This window comes from Agarivorans sp. JK6, from assembly GCF_045277145.1.
In the GTDB taxonomy this organism is placed as follows: Bacteria; Pseudomonadota; Gammaproteobacteria; order Enterobacterales; family Celerinatantimonadaceae; genus Agarivorans; species Agarivorans albus.
This window is the reverse complement of the sequence record NZ_CP113525.1, coordinates 2,417,578-2,436,389: the sequence shown is the minus strand read 5'-3', so window position 1 is coordinate 2,436,389 and position 18,812 is coordinate 2,417,578. Positions and strand designations below refer to the sequence as shown.

The 18,812-nt window shown below is 42.8% G+C and carries 16 protein-coding genes; 11 read left to right on the top strand and 5 right to left on the bottom strand.

Going from position 1 to position 18,812, the window contains the following annotated elements; translation table 11 throughout:
- The first annotated feature begins 131 nt into the window (after positions 1–131).
- From OV592_RS11345 to OV592_RS11335, 3 genes are all read left to right on the top strand, one after another.
- Complete coding sequence (locus tag OV592_RS11345; RefSeq protein ID WP_406608652.1) at positions 132–2,153, top strand: FAD-dependent oxidoreductase; 2,022 nt, start codon at positions 132–134, stop codon at positions 2,151–2,153.
- A 210-nt stretch (positions 2,154–2,363) separates the two neighbouring features.
- Positions 2,364–2,903 (top strand): NAD(P)H nitroreductase, encoded by a 540-nt coding sequence (locus OV592_RS11340; RefSeq protein ID WP_016403278.1) that lies wholly within the window; start codon positions 2,364–2,366, stop codon positions 2,901–2,903.
- Between the two features lie 6 nt (positions 2,904–2,909).
- Positions 2,910–3,524, top strand: coding sequence for a DsbA family protein (locus OV592_RS11335; RefSeq protein ID WP_406608651.1), 615 nt, complete (start codon positions 2,910–2,912; stop codon positions 3,522–3,524).
- Here the strand turns inward: OV592_RS11335 and OV592_RS11330 are convergent.
- Complete coding sequence (locus OV592_RS11330) at positions 3,521–4,201, bottom strand: DUF3334 family protein (RefSeq protein ID WP_016403276.1); 681 nt, start codon at positions 4,199–4,201, stop codon at positions 3,521–3,523. The genes OV592_RS11335 and OV592_RS11330 overlap by 4 nt on opposite strands.
- A gap of 190 nt (positions 4,202–4,391) precedes the next feature.
- Positions 4,392–5,792, bottom strand: a complete 1,401-nt coding sequence (gene asnS, locus OV592_RS11325) for an asparagine--tRNA ligase (protein ID WP_016403275.1) — start codon at positions 5,790–5,792, stop codon at positions 4,392–4,394.
- A gap of 154 nt (positions 5,793–5,946) precedes the next feature.
- Between asnS and OV592_RS11320 the strand changes: the two genes are divergently transcribed.
- Complete coding sequence (locus OV592_RS11320) at positions 5,947–6,318, top strand: hypothetical protein (RefSeq protein ID WP_406608650.1); 372 nt, start codon at positions 5,947–5,949, stop codon at positions 6,316–6,318.
- On the opposite strand, the gene bioA is transcribed toward OV592_RS11320, so the two are convergent.
- Positions 6,308–7,579, bottom strand: coding sequence for an adenosylmethionine--8-amino-7-oxononanoate transaminase (gene bioA / locus OV592_RS11315; protein WP_406608649.1), 1,272 nt, complete (start codon positions 7,577–7,579; stop codon positions 6,308–6,310). The genes OV592_RS11320 and bioA overlap by 11 nt on opposite strands.
- A 97-nt stretch (positions 7,580–7,676) precedes the next feature.
- Between bioA and bioB the strand changes: the two genes are divergently transcribed.
- The 7 genes from bioB (at position 7,677) to OV592_RS11280 (ending at position 15,979) form a co-directional block, all read left to right on the top strand.
- Positions 7,677–8,729 carry a biotin synthase BioB gene (gene bioB, locus OV592_RS11310; RefSeq protein WP_016403271.1) on the top strand — a complete coding sequence of 351 codons (1,053 nt, stop codon included), beginning with the start codon at positions 7,677–7,679 and terminating at the stop codon, positions 8,727–8,729.
- Positions 8,730–9,905, top strand: coding sequence for an 8-amino-7-oxononanoate synthase (gene bioF / locus OV592_RS11305; RefSeq protein WP_406608648.1), 1,176 nt, complete (start codon positions 8,730–8,732; stop codon positions 9,903–9,905).
- Positions 9,892–10,668 (top strand): malonyl-ACP O-methyltransferase BioC, encoded by a 777-nt coding sequence (gene bioC / locus OV592_RS11300; RefSeq protein WP_406608647.1) that lies wholly within the window; start codon positions 9,892–9,894, stop codon positions 10,666–10,668. The genes bioF and bioC overlap by 14 nt, the downstream gene beginning before the upstream one ends.
- A complete protein-coding gene (gene bioD, locus OV592_RS11295; RefSeq protein WP_406608646.1) occupies positions 10,661–11,350 on the top strand; it encodes a dethiobiotin synthase in 690 nt (229 codons plus the stop codon). Before bioC ends, bioD begins: the two co-directional genes overlap by 8 nt.
- 91 nt (positions 11,351–11,441) lie before the next feature.
- Positions 11,442–12,314, top strand: coding sequence for a protease HtpX (gene htpX / locus OV592_RS11290; RefSeq protein WP_406608645.1), 873 nt, complete (start codon positions 11,442–11,444; stop codon positions 12,312–12,314).
- Positions 12,315–12,522: 208 nt separating this feature from the next.
- Positions 12,523–13,500, top strand: a complete 978-nt coding sequence (locus OV592_RS11285; RefSeq protein ID WP_152785016.1) for an ABC transporter substrate-binding protein — start codon at positions 12,523–12,525, stop codon at positions 13,498–13,500.
- 16 nt (positions 13,501–13,516) lie between these two features.
- Entirely contained in the window at positions 13,517–15,979 is a 2,463-nt protein-coding gene (locus tag OV592_RS11280; protein ID WP_406608644.1) for a putative bifunctional diguanylate cyclase/phosphodiesterase, read from the top strand.
- 13 nt (positions 15,980–15,992) lie between these two features.
- Here OV592_RS11280 and OV592_RS11275 read toward each other — a convergent pair whose 3' ends face one another.
- Entirely contained in the window at positions 15,993–18,131 is a 2,139-nt protein-coding gene (locus OV592_RS11275) for an FAD-dependent oxidoreductase (protein WP_406608643.1), read from the bottom strand.
- Positions 18,132–18,183: 52 nt separating this feature from the next.
- Positions 18,184–18,708, bottom strand: coding sequence for a molybdopterin-guanine dinucleotide biosynthesis protein B (gene mobB / locus OV592_RS11270; protein WP_406608642.1), 525 nt, complete (start codon positions 18,706–18,708; stop codon positions 18,184–18,186).
- Between the last annotated feature and the right edge of the window lie 104 nt (positions 18,709–18,812).

Sequence of the window (18,812 nt, the reverse complement as noted above, 5' to 3'; positions counted from 1 at the left end):
ATAACTAAACGTTACCATAGTCATATAAAACAGGCACCTGCAAATATTTAAACAAATGTTTGAAACAAAGGTTTGGTTTGTATACTCTATTAACAGTTTCATAACATTAACCATGGATTGAGGTTACACAGATGACCAAGTACCCCCATTTACTAGCGCCATTAGACTTAGGTTTTACCCAATTGCAAAGCCGGGTTTTAATGGGGTCTATGCATACTGGTTTAGAAGAAGAGAAGGGTGGTTTCGAAAAACTTGCCGCCTTTTATGCACTAAGAGCAAAAGGTGGAGTAGGTTTAATTGTTACCGGTGGTATCGCCCCTAATTTTAGAGGTCGCTTAGCGCCAAACGGCTGCCAGTTAAGTTTTCCTTGGCAAGTAAAAAAGCATCGCACTATTACCGACGCGGTGCATAAAGAGGGCGGAAAAATCGCCCTGCAAATATTGCATGCTGGTCGATACGGCTACCATCCATTTAATGTGAGTGCTAGTAAGATTAAAGCGCCCATTTCCCCCTTTAAACCTAAAGCTATGAGCGAGCGGCAAATAAAAAACACCATTAAAGATTTTGCCAACAGCGCAAAATTGGCTAAGAAAGCAGGTTACGATGGTGTTGAAATTATGGGCTCTGAAGGGTACCTAATTAATCAGTTTATTTGCGCACGTACCAACCAACGTAGTGATGGTTGGGGTGGAAGTTACCAAAATCGTATTAAATTTCCCTTAGAAATTGTTAAGAAAACACGTGCTGCAGTTGGAGACGATTTTATCATTGTATTTCGCTTGTCGATGTTAGATTTGGTTGAAAAAGGCAGCACTTATGACGAAGTTGTCACCCTAGCTAAAGCACTTGAACAAGCCGGGGTAACTATTCTAAATACTGGTATTGGTTGGCACGAAGCGCGTGTACCAACCATTGCCACAAGTGTGCCACGAGCAGCCTTTGCTTGGGTAACAGAAAAGATAAAGCAACACGTTAGTATCCCCATGGTTGCAGTAAACCGAATTAATACACCCGATGTAGCAGAGAACATATTGCGGTCAGGGCAAGCTGATATGGTTTCCATGGCTAGGCCATTGTTAGCTGATCCCATGTTTGTAGAAAAAGCCAAGAATAATCAAGCGGCTCTAATAAATACCTGTATTGGCTGTAACCAAGCGTGTTTAGATCATGTCTTTAAACAACAGCGAGCGAGTTGCTTAGTTAATCCGCAAGCCTGTTATGAAACAGAGCTTACCTTTGAAAAAGACTCAAGCAGTAAAACTATCGCTGTTGTGGGAGCAGGGCCTGCCGGACTGGCATTTTCTTGTTATGCTGCGGAACGTGGTCATACCGTTACCATCTACGATCAAGGTTCTCAGATTGGTGGCCAATTTAACTATGCCAAGCAGATTCCAGGCAAGGAAGAGTTCTACGAAACCTTACGCTATTTTGCCAATAGAATTAAACAGTTAAACATTAAGGTTGAATTAGAAACTAAGGTTGATGCGCCAATGTTAGCTGGCTTAAACGCCGATGAAGTCGTAATAGCTACCGGTATTTCTCCAAGAACCCCTCCGATAGAGGGCATTGAGCACGATAAAGTTTATAACTACTTAGATGTATTAAGAGACCATAAGGAAGTAGGAGAGCGAGTCGCGATTATTGGCGCTGGCGGAATAGGCTTCGATGTTGCCGAGTTTTTGGTTGAGCAGAAGCCTTCGCTATCAACCAATGTTGGACGTTGGCTTGATAATTGGGGAATAGATAGCAGCATGGCAGAAGCCGGCGGATTAAAAGAGCACAACAATCATCCTGCTTTACGTAAGGTGTATTTATGTCAACGTAAAGCCAGTAAAGTGGGTAAAAACTTGGGTAAAACTACCGGTTGGATCCATCGAGAAACCTTGAAGAAAAACCAAGTAGAAATGCTAGCGGGCGTTGAGTACAAAAAAGTAGATGATCAAGGCCTACATATTTCTGCCAACGGCGAAGACTCGATTCTTGAAGTTGACCATGTGGTGGTTTGCGCTGGGCAAGAGCCGTTAAGAACCTTGCATGATGATTTAACAGCGTTGGGTGTTAACTCTCACCTCATCGGTGGAGCAGATGTAGCAGCAGAGCTTGATGCCAAGCGTGCTATTCGCCAAGGTGCTGAACTAGCGGCGCTTATTTAACTTAAGCCAATGCTGAACGAGAGCAGCTGTTTGCTTGGGGTTTTGTTTTACCCAATCTTGCAACTGCTTGAGTTGCTGTTGACGTATTTTGTTTAAATGTTGATGCCGCTCTAAAACCATTTCAAAAGCGCCTAAACCTGCGGGTACTTAGCTTTACTTTTAGCATAATTCGCGCACAATGGCGCTATATTTAAGTGGTTAAGGAAAACAATGAAAGCCTTAGATTTATTACTAAATCGTCACTCTTGCGCGCGTTTAGCTGCACCAGCACCAGAAGGTGCAGAGCTGGAAACCATTTGGAACGCTGGCCTTAGAGCTCCCGACCATGGAGGCTTAAGTCCTTGGCGTTTTATTCATGTTAGCGGTGAAGGCCTATCAAAGCTTGCGGGAATTTTTGAACAAGCAGCACTCGCAGAAGAGGGCGATGCAGAAAAAGCGAAAACCATGCCGTTTCGTGCTCCGTTAATAACTATTGTCATTGCCTCACCCAAAACCCATTCAAAGGTACCTGAGATTGAACAAGTACTGTCGGCCGGTTGTGCTGTGCATGCCATGCAAATGGCAGCCTATGCCCAAGGGTATAATGGTATTTGGCGAACTGGGCCTATGGCGTATAGCTCAATTGTAAATCATGAACTTGGTTTAGCCGAACATGAATCAATTGTTGGTTTTCTCTATCTAGGTAGCCCACAAACTAAGGTAGCGAAGCCAAGGGAATTACCATTCAAAGACTATGTCACGTGGTTGTAAATACTTATGGCTAAAAACCGACTGTATTACGTTCATGACCCTATGTGCTCTTGGTGCTGGGGTTATAAGCCAACATTGCTAGAACTTGAGCAGATATTGCCTAGCAATATCGAGTTGGTGTATTTACTCGGTGGTTTAGCGCCCGACTCAGATCTTGAAATGCCTACAGAGATGCAGGCTTTTTTGCAGCAAACTTGGCGGAAAATTGCCAATCAATTGGGCACTCAATTCAATTACCAGTTTTGGGAACTAAATACCCCAAGGCGTTCTACATATCCAGCCAATCGAGCAGTTCTTGCAGCGAAGCATCAGGGTGCTGAGAAAGCAATGATAGTTGCTATTCAGCAGGCTTATTATTTAGATGCAAAAAATCCCTCAGATCTATCTGTATTAGTTGGTTTAGCTGAAGGATTAAACGTAGACCTAGAGAGGTTTAAGACTGATATTTGCAGTGAAAAACTGAATGCTAATTTACTCGAAGAAATTCAGTTTGCTCGAAGCCTGCCTATTCAAGGTTTCCCATCTTTAGTGCTAGAGAAGGATAGTCACTTTCATTCGGTAGGTTTAAATTATAAAGATGCCCAAGCAAGCCTTGAGCATATTCAACAGTTACTGGCTTAAATACCTAGCTCGTCAAGTAAGTCTTGATCAATGGTTTGCGCTACGTCTTTTGGCTCTTGCTCTGCTTTCTTCTGTGTAGCGGCTTGCTCGATAAGATCATCCGGATCAACATCGTCTTCTGTTTCAAACTCATGAAGTTTAATAAACTCAGTTTTATCCATGGCTAATTCAAGATAGAAGATGTTGTTCTTAGCAGTGGTGAAGGTTACTCGTCTAGCTTGAGGTCGGTCCAAGTTTGTATCAATTGAGATTAAAACTTGCTTGTTTAAAGCCAGCATTTTGGGTTGGTTTTGAGTGAGTGAGGTTTGTAATTCTTTACCAATAACGCCTGTAAAGTAACCCACCATCTGATTCATTAATTCACCCATTACGTTACCCACTTCGTCAGCGGTATGTTGCTGAGCGAGCTCTGATTCTGGGATCCCCATGTGAAGCATGTAATTGCGGTAAATCTCCATGGCTGCATCGGCAGTAAAGTTAATAACCACTAAACCAGAGAAGCCGCCATCAAACAGAACAAAACAGCCAATATCTGGCTTTAAACAAGTCTTGTTTATCTTTTGCACCATGGCCGAATATTTAATTTCACTGGTGGTAGCCTTGCTTAATACATTGGTTACCGAGTTACACAAGGTAAGTAATACGTCTTCAGTGGTTACAACTTTTAATTTTTTCATGTAAATCCTTTTTAACTACTTCCCGGCCGCGCCGTGGTAATGGGCTTAAGTATGGATGATGAATACAAAGCTGTATAGCTTTGATTGCTATGGTATATGCAGCAAAGAGTTCGAGTGTGAGGATGATCTAGAAATAAAAAAGCCTCAAATAAATTGAGGCTTTTAGCGATATTTAGTGATTAACTAAATATTAGTATTCGGCATTTTTAGGTGCGCGAGGGAACGGTATTACGTCACGAATATTGCTTACGCCAGTTACGTAAGATACTAAACGCTCAAAGCCTAAACCAAAGCCTGAGTGAGGTACAGTGCCGTAACGACGCAGGTCGCGGTACCAAGAGTAGTCATCTTTATTAAGGTCTAGCTCTAGTAAACGGGCGTCTAGCACGTCTAAACGCTCTTCACGTTGGCTACCGCCAATGATTTCGCCAATGCCTGGTGCTAGAACGTCCATCGCTGCTACAGTTTTACCGTCGTCATTCTGGCGCATGTAAAACGCCTTAATGTCTTTAGGGTAGTTTTTAACTACCACTGGCGCTTTAAAGTGTTCTTCTGCCAAGTAACGCTCGTGCTCTGAAGACATATCGATGCCCCATTCTACGTCGTACTCAAACTTCTTGCCGCTATCCTTAAGGATTTGAATTGCGTCGGTATAGTCTACCTGAGCAAAATCGGCACTTACAAAGTTCTCTAAACGGCTAATAGCTTCTTTGTTGATACGTTGGGCAAAGAAGTTCATGTCGTCCATACGCTCATCAAGAACCGCTTTGAATACATACTTCAACATGTCTTCTGCCAATTTTGCTACGTCTTCTAAGTCAGCAAAGGCCACTTCAGGTTCAACCATCCAGAACTCAGCTAAGTGGCGGCTAGTGTTTGAGTTTTCCGCGCGGAAAGTTGGGCCAAAGGTATACACTTTAGACAAGGCACAAGCGTAGGTTTCAGCATTCAACTGACCAGATACTGTTAAGAAGGTTTCTTTGCCAAAAAAGTCCTGTTGATAGTCAATATCGCCTTTTTCACTTAGCGGTAGGTTGTTCATGTCTAATGTAGATACACGGAACATTTCACCAGCGCCTTCGGTATCACTACCGGTAATAATTGGCGTGCTTACCCAAACATAACCTTGTTCGTGGTAAAAGCGGTGAATAGCTTGTGATAAACAGTTACGTACACGGGTTACCGCGCCAATTACATTGGTACGAGGGCGTAAGTGAGCGTGTTCACGTAAGTACTCGATGCTGTGGCGTTTTGCCGACATTGGGTAGCTGTCTGGATTTTCTACCCAACCAAGCACTTCAACTTCTGTAGCTTGAATTTCAAATGATTGGCCTTTACCTGGTGATTCAACTACTTCACCAGTTACTACAACCGAACAGCCGGCAGTTAGTTTAACGACATCATTCTCATAATTGGCTAGGGTATTAGGTGCCACAGCTTGAACGGCGTCGAAACATGAACCGTCGTGAATGGCTAAGAAAGAAAGACCTGCTTTTGAATCACGACGAGTGCGGATCCAACCCTTAATTGTTACTTGTTGACCAACGCTGAACTTTCCGCCCAAAACGTCTGTCACTGAAGAATGCGTCATAGCAAACAACTGCTCCGATTTGATAGTGCTAATATTGTAAGGTGACCAATGTTACTTCTTAGGGCTAAAGACTCAAGTAAAAATTGATAAAACTCCGGAAATCGATAACTTATGTTAAGGAATTACGCTTGTTGGAATAAAGGTGAGTGGGTAAATGCGGCAAAATAGAAAAGAACGTCGAAAAGGGCCGGATGGTCTTCAAAAGCTATTTGTGATTATCTCATTGTTAGCGTGGACAATGTTTATTGGTTCTTTGGTGGTTTATCATTATGCAAGGCCAGAGATAGCTTACAGCGCTTTTCAAAGCACCGACGGGCAAGGATATAGAGACCACTGGATAGAGGAATTAAGGCAAGTATTCGTGTTTTTACTGTGGGGCTGTTGTGGCATTACCTTAGCGGGCATTTTTGTTAACTGGAGTCGCTCTCGCCGCAAAACAGACTATTTCAAAATGAACATGGGTCTGTTAGCGGTGATAGTTATCGCTATTTTGTTGTTCTATTACCTCAAGCTGTTTAGAGGCTAGTCACTACCTTATAAATAGCATCAGTCAACTTTTTAAGCTGGTTTGCTGAAATGGTGTAGGGCGGCATGATGTAAATTAGTTTTCCAAAGGGCCTTATCCATACACCGAGTTCCACAAATTTCGCTTGAATGTCTGCTAGATTCACCGCCTGCTTTGTCTCAACCACCCCAATGGCACCTAATACCCTAACATCTATTACAGATTCTAAGCTTAGGCACTGTTTAAGTTGTGTCTTAAGTGATTGTTCTATCGTCGCAACCTTAGTTTGCCAGTCTGAAGCAATAAGCAGGTCAATGCTGGCATTTGCCACCGCGCATGCTAGTGGGTTACCCATAAATGTTGGACCATGCATAAATACGCCAGCCTCTCCACTACAAATCGTATTAGCAATAGATTTGCTGGTGATGGTCGCGGCAAGGCTCATGTAGCCGCCCGTTAAGCCTTTGCCTAGGCAAAGTATGTCGGGCTCTATCTCTGCATGCTCGCAGGCGAACAGTTTACCGGTTCGACCAAAGCCGGTGGCAATTTCGTCGGCAATTAATAATAGCTGATATTGGTCACACAGCTTTCGTAGTTCTTTAAGGTATTGAGGGTGGTAAATACGCATACCGCCAGCGCCTTGAACTACCGGTTCTAAAATCACAGCCGCTATAGACTGATGATGTTGCTCGAGCATCTTCTGCATTGGGTGGATGTCTACTGGATCCCACGTTTCCTCAAAACGAGTTTGCGGCGCTTCGCAAAACAGATGCTCGGGTAAGAACCCTTGATAGAGTTGGTGCATACCGCCATCTGGGTCACAGACCGACATAGCGCCAAAGGTGTCGCCGTGGTAGCCGTTTCTTATGGTGGCAAATTTGGCACGTTTTTCACCTTTTGCATGCCAGTACTGCAACGCCATTTTTAATGCAACTTCAACGGCAACAGAGCCTGAATCACTAATAAACACCTGCTCTAAACTTGGTGGTGTTAGCGCAACTAGCTTTTTTGCTAGCTCTACTGCTGGCTTGTGAGTGAGCCCGCCAAACATCACGTGCGACATATTGCCAAGTTGGTGAGCGGCTGCCTGGTCTAGCTCAGGCACTTTATAACCATGAATACATGCCCACCATGAAGCCATGCCATCAACGAGTCGGGTGCCGTCTTCCAATACAATCTCGCAACCTTCGGCTGAGCTCACTGGATAACAGGGCAGTGGTTTAATAGAAGACGTATAGGGGTGCCATAAATGTTGTTGGTCGTAATCTAAATCTATGCTCATTATTTAACCATTAGTAAAGTTATGGGTTTTTTAAAGTTGACAGCGGCTTGGCTGTCGCTAGACTAGCGGATTATTATTTCTAAAGAAAGCTTCTCAAATGACTCAAGCACTCCGCCACGATTGGACCGTACAGGAAGTAAACGATTTGTTTGCTTTGCCATTTAACGATTTATTGTTTCAGGCTCAATGTGCGCATCGCGCCAATTTTGATCCAAACCAAGTACAAGTTTCTACCTTGTTATCGATAAAAACTGGCGCGTGTCCTGAGGATTGTAAGTACTGTCCACAAAGTGCTCACCATAAAACCGACCTTAAAACAGAACGTCTATTAGAGGTTGAACATGTACTGAGCGAGGCTAAAAAAGCCAAAGCAAACGGTTCCACTCGCTTTTGTATGGGCGCAGCATGGAAAAACCCTAAGCAGCGCGATATGCCTTACTTAGTGAAAATGGTAGAAGGTGTGAAAGAAATGGGCATGGAAACTTGTATGACCCTAGGCATGCTAGAGAAGCAGCAAGCTGAAGAACTGGCCGACGCAGGTTTAGATTATTACAACCATAACCTTGATACTTCACGCGAGTATTACCAAGAGATTATTACCACCCGTACTTACGACCAACGTTTAGATACACTAGATAACGTGCGCTCAGCAGGTATGAAAGTGTGCTCGGGCGGTATTATGGGCATGGGCGAGACAGCTACAGACAGAAGTGGTTTATTGGTTCAGTTGGCTAATTTACCTCGCCATCCTGAGAGTGTTCCCATTAACATGCTGGTAAAAGTGAAGGGTACTTTACTTGAAGATGTTGATGATATGGACCAATTTGAGTTTATTCGCTGCATAGCGGTTGCTCGTATCATGATGCCTCGCTCACATGTGCGTTTATCGGCAGGACGTGAAGAAATGAACGAGCAGGTTCAGGCACTATGTTTTATGGCTGGCGCTAACTCTATTTTTTATGGGTGTAAGTTGCTTACTACGCCAAATCCTGATGAAAACCAGGACATGCAGTTGTTTAAAAAGCTAGGTATTCGACCAGAGCCTGCAGCGCTCAAAAATGGTACTGAAGAGCAAGAAGAAGATCTTTACAAAACTTTGGTGAAACAGCAGCAGAAAAACAGCCCTTCACAATTTTACGACGCCTCGTAAATGGCATTTGAGTTTGTAAAACAGCAAGTAGAAAAGCGCAAACAGCAACAGTTGTTTCGCCAGCGCCGATGTCAATCTAGCGCTCAAGGGCGTTTGATTGACATTAATAACCAACAGTTTGTGAATTTCTCAAGTAATGACTATCTCGGTTTATCTCATCACCCCAGGGTCATTGATGCTTGGATAAAAGGTGCCGAGCGTTATGGCGTGGGAAGTGGTGGCTCTCCGTTGGTAACCGGTTTTCAAACAGCGCACTACCAATTAGAAGAAACACTTTGTGAATGGCAGGGACGTGAAGGTGCATTGCTATTTAACAGCGGTTTTTCAGCAAACCAGAGTGTGATTAAGGCTCTACTCAAAAAAAATGATGTGCTGATCCAAGATAAACTTAACCATGCCTCGTTGATGGAGGCTGGCGTATTGTGTGATGCAAACTTTAGCCGTTTTCAACATAACTCAGTAGGTCAGCTTGCTAAACGGTTAGAAAGCCAACAAGGTGAAAACTGTTTAGTGATCACCGAAGGCGTTTTTAGCATGGACGGTGATCAAGCACCGTTAAAGCCCATTAGTGATTTATGTAAACAACACAATGCTTGGTTAATGGTTGATGATGCCCACGGTGTGGGATGCCTAGGTGATCAAGGCAGAGGTTCTTCAGACCAACAAAATTTGACACCTAGCGATGTACAAATTCAAATGCTAACTTTTGGCAAAGCACTAGGTGTTTCAGGTGCAACGATTTTATGTGACCAAGCGCTTAAAGACTATTTGGTTAATTTTGACAAAAGTTATGTTTACTCAACAGCGATGCCGGCAGCCCAAGCTTGCGCAGTAACCGAAGCTATTCGGGTGCTGCAAACGCAACCAGAATTGCAGCAACTGTTAGCTGATAATATTGCACTGTTTAGATCGTTAGCAATCGAAAACGATATTGCAGTCGCTGATTCAAATACTGCTATTCAACCGATTATTATCGGTGAGGCTGACAAAGCATTAGCAATGGCCGAGTCGTTGCAAGGCAAAGGTTTTTGGGTCTCTGCAATTCGTCCTCCTACAGTGCCGGTAAACACTGCTAGGCTGCGGGTAACCTTAAGTAGTCATCACCAAGCACAAGATATTGTTGATCTTATAAATGCGATTCATGAAGTAAGTAAAGAAAATTATGGTTATCGATAAACAGCAGGTTGCTCGTCATTTCTCCAAAGCCGCTGATACTTATAATGATTATGCCGAGTTGCAACGCAGTATTGGCGAAACCTTATTAAGCTACTTACCTAATAAGTTTTATCCTCTAGCGATAGATTTAGGCTGTGGCACTGGCTATTTTTCACGTTCTCTAAAGGCTCACTCATCTCATGTTGTGGCCTTAGATTTGTCTTTAGCAATGGCAACTAAAGCAAAGCACTATGCTCAGCCATGTGCAGCGTTGGTTAGTGATGCCGAACACTTAGGCTTAGCTGATAATAGTGTAGATTTAGTGTTTTCAAGCTTGGCATTGCAGTGGTGCAATGATCTTGCAGCTGCACTAAAAGAAATTAGAAGAGTACTTAAGCCAAATGGCGTTTTGTTATTTTCTACTCTTAGCCAAGGTACCTTATTTGAGCTTGAACAAGCGTGGTCTAGCGTCGACTCCCAACGTCATGTAAACCGGTTTTTAACTCAGGATGATATTGTACGAGCGGCTAGCGAAGCCGGCTTTAGCAATGCCAAATTTCATCATGAGCAACGAACTCTTTGGTACGAACATGCTTTTTTGTTGTTGGCCGATTTAAAAGGTATTGGCGCAAACTATGTGGTTGGGGGGGAGCCAAATTCAACAAATCGCGGTCAACTAAAGGCTATGGCTAGAAACTACAATGATATGTTCGGTCAAGCAACCAACAACATGCAAATTAGTGCCACCTATAAAGTGAGTTATGGAGTATTGATTAATGACTAAATCTGTTTTTATCACCGGCACCGATACAGAGGTAGGTAAGACAGTAGTGAGTTGTGGCTTGGTAAAAGCGCTACAGAACAAGTTCTCAATTGTTAATGGTTTTAAGCCCATTGCAGCTGGAACCGAAATGTTTGATTCAGTTGAAGGCAATGAAGATGCGCTGGCATTAATGAAGGTCAACTCCAGTGAACTCGACTATGCAGAAGTAAATCCAGTAATGCTAAAACATGCTATAGCCCCCCATATTGCTGCAAAACTTGAGAACAAGCCGGTTGATAGCGGGTTAATGGCCAGTGGATTGCAGCGTTTAGTTGGTAAATCAGATTTTGTTGTGGTTGAAGGAGCAGGCGGTTGGCATGTGCCACTTAATGAACAAGGGTTGATGATGTCTGATTGGGTTGCTGAGCAAGGTTTACCAGTAGTGTTAGTTGTTGGGGTAAAGCTTGGATGTTTAAATCATGCCTTGCTAAGTGCTGAAGCGATAAAAGCCAGTGGTTGTAACGTGGTGGCTTGGGTGGCTAATAATTTAAGTGAGCCTTCAGATATATCAAAATTGAATATCAGCTATTTACAAGATGCCATCGATGCTCCTTGTATTGCTGAACTGCCTTATAACACCAGCCTTAACGCTAACTTAGCAGCGGAATGCTTTGATATAGATACTTTGGTCAGCCAAATCTAAACGTATTTACCTTATTTAAGCCATTGAAAAATGTGAGTTATACCCCATATATTATGGTAATTGGGTAATTCCATCATAATCGAGGAAGACGATGAAACGTATATTGTTGTTTTTAGGCACTAACTTAGCTGTTGTTCTAGTGCTTGGCATTGTAATGAACATAGTGTTTTCTGCTCTTGGGATCTCCACCCAAAGCATGGGCGGCTTGTTGATTTTCTGCGCTATTTTTGGCTTCGGTGGCTCTATCATTTCGTTGCTTATTTCCAAGTGGATGGCAAAGCGTTCAACTGGTGCACAGGTTATCACAACCCCAAGAAACCAAACCGAAGCGTGGTTGGTTGATACCGTGGCAAGACAAGCTAAAGCTGCAGGCATTGGCATGCCAGAAGTTGCTATCTACAATGCTCCAGACATGAACGCATTTGCTACTGGTGCTAAGCGAGATGATGCCTTGGTGGCAGTGAGCACCGGTTTGTTAGATAACATGACTCGCGATGAGGTTGAAGCTGTTCTCGCCCACGAAGTTAGTCATATTGCTAATGGCGACATGGTTACTCTTACTTTAATCCAAGGTGTAGTAAATACCTTTGTAATGTTCTTAGCGCGAATCATCGCTAACGTTATTAGCTCTGCTATGAGTAACAATAATGAGAACGGACAAGGCATGGGCACTATTGCTTATATCGGAACAGTGTTTGTGCTAGAAATGGTGTTTGGTATTTTGGCCAGCATTATTGTTATGTGGTTTTCGCGTCAACGCGAGTACCGCGCAGACGAAGGCTCTGCCAAGTTAGTTGGTAAAGACAAAATGATTAATGCTCTACAACGATTAGGCGGAAGTAGAGAGCCAGAAATGGAAGGCTCTATGATGGCCTTTGGTATCAATGGTAAACGTGCAATGAGCGAGCTGTTTTTAAGCCACCCGCCTTTAGAAAAACGTATAGCTGCATTACGAGCGCGCTAAGCTCGGTCAGTCGACCAAAAACTTTAATAAAAGTGCCGCTTTGTCGGCACTTTTTTGATCTTGCGCTTAATTTTTGAGCGTAAACTTTTAAGTTTGTAATATCCTCATAATTTTTTAAACTGTTTGCTTTCTTTTTGCGTCTGGCGCAAGCAGAATGGATGGCTAGTTTTAGTTGTATACTCAGGAAGAGTTAAGAACTATCAGGGATATGAAATTTACCTTTTTATCAATCAACGCAAGTAAGATTGGAATACTACTTTTTTTTAGTAGTGTCTTACTCGCATGTCAAAGCCAAACTCAAGCTCTTCGTGTAGCCGTGTCTCCTTGGCTGGGCTTTGAACCTATATTCCTGTCTAAACAGCTTTCTTTCGAAGGCTCTAACGCATATATCGTAAATGAACTAACAACTCCCAGCCATGTAATGCATGCTCTTAAAAGCGGGCAGGTGGATGCTGGTTTCTTAAGTCTCACCGAAACAATTAGTTTGTTATCCGAGCGAGTAGATTTAACCGTAGTTGCAATTATCGATCGAAGTGTCGGTGGAGATGCATTAGTCACACGCCAAGATATTAAGAATATCGAACAACTAAAAGGCGAACGCATCGGCTACGAGAGCCTATCGGTAGCCTCTTTAGTTATGGATGACTGGTTACAAGACACCAAGGTTAACGCCGATGATTTTGTCTTGGTAGAAGCTAAACTTGATGAGCAATTGGCACTATTTCGCAAAGGTGAAATAAGTGCAGTGATGACCTCAGGTCCAATTCAAAGCCGTTTGGTAGATAATCTATCTGCCAACGTTTTATATAAAAGCGCTGCACAAGGCCAACCGTATTATCGCGTAATGGTGGTAAGAACTGAGGTCTTACAGAAAAAGCGAAACGGTATTTCAAATTTATTGAAAAACTTCTATAAAGCCAACACTTGGTTAGAGGAGCATTCAAGAGAAGGCTACAAGTTAATCGCTAAGCGAACCCAGCTTTACAGTAAAGAAGTTCGCCAAGCTTACGGAAATATTCAAATGCTTAATGCTCAGCAAAGCATTGCACTTTTCTCTGGTAATTTTATTTTGGGGCTTGCGCAGGAAAAAGCGCAACGTATGGCTGAGTTGGAATTGATCCACCGAGCACCTGATTTGTCGCGTAGTTTTACCAGCGAGTGGTTATTGGAGTTGAACGGTGTATAGGTTTAAGCGGATTTCATTGAGTGTAGTAATACCTATTTTGGCCTTGGTATTATTAGTTATTGCTCAAAGTTTATTATTGTTAGGAACGCTGCATGAGCAACGTAATAAAATGGCAGAACATGCTAGCCAGCGCTTGTTGCATATTGGCTATCAGCTTCAGCAAAGCCTTTCAGACAGCTTATCTCGTCATCAATGGGATATTGCTGAGCGACAGCTAACCCTTGTAGCTTTAAATCAACAATTGGACTCACTGCAGGTTATCGATCCTCAAGGTTTGGTTCAGATATCTAACAAACGTGCAGAAAAGAGCCTGTTTGCTGCAGACAATGCCAATTACTTCAATACCGAATTATTTAATCAGGTAAAGAACAAGCGTTCACCAGTATCGCAAGTATTACCGGAACATTGGCAAGTGAACTTGTATCTACCATTAGATATGGGGCCGCGAGAAGACAGCCTACGAAGAGCCGAGCAGGGCGCAATATTTGTTAGTTACAACCTGCAAAATACTTGGCTAGGAAAGCGAGAGATGATTATCGATGAAGCGATAAAGACCTTCATCTACATGTCGGTGGCTATGCTGCTGTTGGTATTAATGCTTAACCGACTATTAGTTGCACCTATTAACAAACTGGTGGGGCGTACTAAGCAAATTCAAACCCATCGAAACGCTAATATTGCTGCAAAAAGCCAAGGCGAAATCGGCGCCTTAGAGCATGCAATTGGTAAAATGGCCAATGGTATTCATAGCAGCTTTGCCCAACTGCAACGTAGTGAACAGCGCTGGCAATTCGCTTTAAGTGGCTCTGGCGACGGCATTTGGGACTGGAATTTAATCACTAACTCTGTGTATTACTCGCCACAGTGGAAAGCCATGTTGGGTTACCAAGATAGCGAAATAGGTGAAAAGATTGAGGAGTGGGAGTCTAGGATCCACCCGGAAGACTTAGACAAAACCCTTAATGAATTGCGCAAGCATTTGAAAAAGAAAAACAAAGTGTATGAGTCGATGCATCGGGTTAAGCATAAAGACGGTCACTATTTGTGGGTATTATCTCGAGGCATGGTCGTTGAGCGCAGCGAACGCGGTCTACCTTCACGAGTGATTAGCACACAGACAAACATTTCCGAAGTACGTTCAGCTCAAGAGCTAGTGCGCTTTCAGTCTTCTCATGATGACATTACTCGATTGTCTAATCGCCGTAAGCTTCTTGAAAACTTAGACCTCGAAATCGAAAGAGGGCGTAAATCTAACAAAGTTGGAGCGTTGATTTACCTCGACATTGACCACTTTAAAAATGTAAATGACATGTTAGGTCATGCTGCAGGTGATTTACTGCTTCGTTTGATCGCTCACCGTTTGCGTGAGGGGCGCACTAGCACCGAAACTGTAGCCCGCCTTGGCGGTGATGAATTTGCTTTATTAGTGCCGAATTTGTCTACCGATCGCGAAGAAGCGAAGCAGCTTGCTAGCAATATGGCAGAGCATTTAGGGCGAGTTATTCACAAAGAGTTTGTGATTAAAGGTAACCAAATATCGCTAAACTTAACCACAGGTGTAGCCTTGTTCCCTAATCACGATAGTAATGCTACTGAGATTTTACGACAGGCAGACATTGCGCTTTATCATGGTAAAGATAACGAACGATCTAGTGTTCATGTGTTCTCTGATCAAATGGCAGACGAAATTCAAGAGCGTCACCAGCTAACTAAAATGATGAGGGAAGCACTAGAAAACGAAGATATGGTTGCATATTTTCAGCCTCGTTATAACGCCAATTTTGAGATGGTGGGCGCCGAAACACTGCTTCGTTGGTTCGACACCAAATTAGGGTGGATTTCTCCTGGACGGTTTATTCCACTGGCCGAGGAAACAGGCTTAATTGTCACCCTAGGACAATGGGTTATGCGCAGTGCCTGTGAAACCCTGAAGACTTGGGAAGATAGAGGCTTACCAGAAAACTTTAAAACCTTATCAATAAACGTTAGCCCCAATCAGTTCCACCGCAATACCTTTGTGCAAGAAACGCTAGCGATTATTCAAGAAGCAGGCTGTGACCCTAAACTTATTGAGTTAGAGATTACAGAAGGTGTATTGGTAGATAACGTACAAGACACGGTAGAGAAAATTCAAGCGCTGCGTGATATCGGGGTTCGTTTCTCGGTAGATGATTTTGGTACTGGTTATTCGTCACTGGCGTACTTGAACAAGTTGCCAATTAACTGTTTAAAAATTGATAAATCCTTTGTGAGCGAATTACAAAGTGGCGGTAGTGAATGTGCCATTATTACTACCATTATCTCCATGGCGGAGAACTTAGACTTAGAAGTTATTGCAGAAGGTGTGGAGACTGAGTATCAATTAGAGTTCTTAAAGTACCGTCGTTGTACGGTTTACCAAGGGTTCTATTTTAGTGAAGCACTTGAGCCTGAAATCTTTGAGGAACGTTTGTTTATTGGTCAGGCTGAAATAGCCTGACCAATAAGGTTAGTTACGCTTTTCTCGTCCAAGCATGGAATTTCTCAAGATAGGATAGGATTTTTTCGGGAGCGTGATTACGCTTCCATTCACCCGCTACATACTTGTTAGCTTCCATCATGGTTGGGTAGGCATGTATGGTTCCTAAGATTTTGTTTAAACCTAAGCCATGTTTCATTGCTAAGGTGAACTCTGCTAATAATTCTCCAGCATGCTCACCAACAATGGTTGCACCAAGTATTTTGTCTTTTCCTGGTACGGTAAGCACTTTAATGAAGCCTTTAGTTGCACCTTCAGCAATTGCGCGGTCTAGTTCTTCTAGCTCAAACTTAGTTACTTCGTAACCAATGTCCTGTTGCTTAGCTTCTTGCTCATTTAAACCTACACGAGCAACTTCGGGATAGGTGTAGGTTGCGGCTGGAATTACCGAGTAATCGGCTTTAAACTTTTTGAATCGACCAAACAGCGCGTTTACTGCTGCATACCAGGCTTGATGAGCTGCAAAGTGGGTAAATTGATAAGGACCTGCCACATCGCCAACAGCATAAATATTGGGGAAATTGGTTTGCAAATGTTCATTTACAGCGATAGTGCCGCGCTCTGAGTTTTCTATACCAAGCTCTTCTAATCCAAAGCCCTTAGTATTTGCAACACGGCCTAATGCGAGTATCACTTTATCAAAAACAACTTCTTTTTCTTGCTCGCCTTTAATCAGTTTTACACTCTGCTGACCGTTTTGATTATGAAAACTAACCGCTTTCCAACCCAATAATAGATTGATGCCTTCTTGAGTAAACTGTTCTTCTAATAGTTTACTCACCTCTAGGTCTTCTCGAATTAATAGGTGGTCGGCCATTTCGATTTGGGTCACTTCGGCACCTAATCGAGCAAAACTTTGGGTTAATTCACAACCAATTGGGCCACCACCTAACACGAGTAGCTTCTCTGGGAGTTGTTTAAGCTGCCAAAGCGTATCAGAAGTTAAATACTCAACTTCTTGCAAACCGGGGATGCCTGGTACTAGTGGTCGAGCACCAGTAGCAACTACAATGTTTTGGGTAGTCACTGATTTACCGTCTATTTCGACTTCCCAAGGGCTAATGATTTTTGCGGTTCCTTGAACGCAGTTAACCCCTAGTTTTGTATAACGCTCCACCGAGTCATGTGGTTCAACTTGTTGAATAACATCATGTACTCGTTGCATTACCTTGGCAAAATTTGCTTGTGCATCAACTTTTTCATAACCAAATCTTTCTGCATTGCTCGCTTCATAGGCAAACTTTGCGCTGCGTATTAATGCTTTAGAGGGGACACATCCAGTGTTTAAACAGTCGCCGCCCATTAAGTGCTTTTCAACTAAGGTGACTTTTGCTTTAACAGCCGCAGCGATGTATGAACTCACTAAGCCACCTGCACCCGCTCCAATCACCAACATATTGTTATCAAATGAGCTTGGCTTTTGGTAAGGGGCGTAGACTTTGCGTTGCTTAATGCCATTTAAGATTGCCTTGCTAATGTAAGGAAGAATACCCAATAGGGTGAAGGCAATAAGAAGAGATGGTGACAATATTCCCGATAAGCTATCTAACTTTGCTAACTCGGTGCCTGCATTTACATACACTACGGTTGCGGGGAACATACCTATTTGGCTTACCCAATAAAAGGTTTTAAGAGGCAGTTTGGTTAATGCCATTACAAGGTTGATTAAAAAGAATGGAAAGACTGGTATTAGCCTTAAACTTAAAAGATAAAAAGCACCTTCTTTTTCTATACCTTTGTTAATGCTCTTTAGTTTTTCGGCATAGCGCTGCTCTAAGCTGTCTCTAACTAAGTAGCGAGCTACTATAAACGCTAAACTCGCGCCGATAGTACTGGCAAAAGAAACCATTATTACGCCGTTCACTACACCAAATAATGCGCCGGCTAGCAAAGTAAGAAGGGCGGCGCCTGGTATCGAAAATGCGGTTACAAAAACATATAAAAAGAAATAAGCAACAATAGACACTAAGAAGTGATTTTCTACAGTGCTTTGTAAATCAGCTTGGCTTTGTTTAATGGTTTCGAAGTTAAGCCATTGGCCTAAGTCGAACCACAGGATAAGACCGACAATAACAGCGAGCACTGCTACAACAATCAGTTTATTTGGTTTCATATTTTGTTCTCTAAACAGTAGTGACAGTTTATAGACCGATAAGCTTATGATTCTATTTCACAATTTTTACGTTGTTAGTATAGGCTAATATGAAATCACTGATTAGCTTAGGCTTATTTAAATCTAACAAAGGTAAGTCTGTATTAAGATTATCGGGGCTAGCCACAGCGATGACATGCTTGTCATTTGGGAACAGCAAAGGCTTACCAAGATCGCTTCGATGAATTTCTATTTTTGCCACTGCGCTATGTCGATAGCCTTCAACGATCACTAAATCGCATAGTTGCCAGTTTATCCAAGACAACTGTTCGTTTAAGTCGTCATGTTGCTGCTGAAGACTAAAGTGGTACCTTTTATGAGGGCAGGAAAGTATCACCTGTTCGGCGCCAGCCTCTGCAAACTTATGGCTGTCTTTACCCGGTTTATCTAACTCTATTGCGTGATGGCTATGTTTTATAACCGCAACACTTAAGCCCTGTGCCTTTAGCAAAGGAATAAGTTGGCTTAGTAAGGTGGTTTTTCCGCTGCCGCTATAGCCAGCCAAGGCGATGATTGGTTTTGGCCAGTTTCTAGTCATTTTATCTCCAAGTTAGTTATTTTTTACCAATTTAACAAAGCCTAAGCAGATAAGTGGTTTTAAACTTACAAAAAAACATTAAACTGAGCGCTTAAAGGATTTTC